This window comes from Rhizobium sp. SVR5-9E, assembly GCF_056755095.1.
Genome location: NZ_JBNDHS010000613.1, coordinates 1 through 246, shown reverse-complemented (window position 1 = coordinate 246; position 246 = coordinate 1). Strand labels below are relative to the sequence as shown.

1 protein-coding gene is annotated in these 246 nt (G+C 39.8%); it reads left to right on the top strand.

All coding sequences use genetic code 11. The annotated features are described in order from the left end of the window. Window positions 1-50: 50 nt before the first annotated feature. A partial coding sequence (locus ACPYOJ_RS36265) for a hypothetical protein (protein ID WP_481420521.1) occupies window positions 51-246 on the top strand: 196 nt, incomplete at its 3' end.

The following is a 246-nucleotide window of genomic DNA, read 5'->3' as shown; positions in this document are numbered from 1 at the left end:
ATAACAGCATGATCTTCCGGTCTCAGATTTTTGACAACGGGCATCAGCCTGTGAAGAATGAAAAGCTCAATGTTGAGGTAGAGCTCTTCACGAAAGATAAAGTATGGTATTCCGAAACACAGCAGATCAATACCAACAACGAAGGCTACGTTTTTATCCAGGTAGGGAAAGGATCATTAATCTCAGGAAAATTCAATGAAGTTCCATTCAGCAACCAGGAAATCAGCTTGCGCATAAAATATAAAG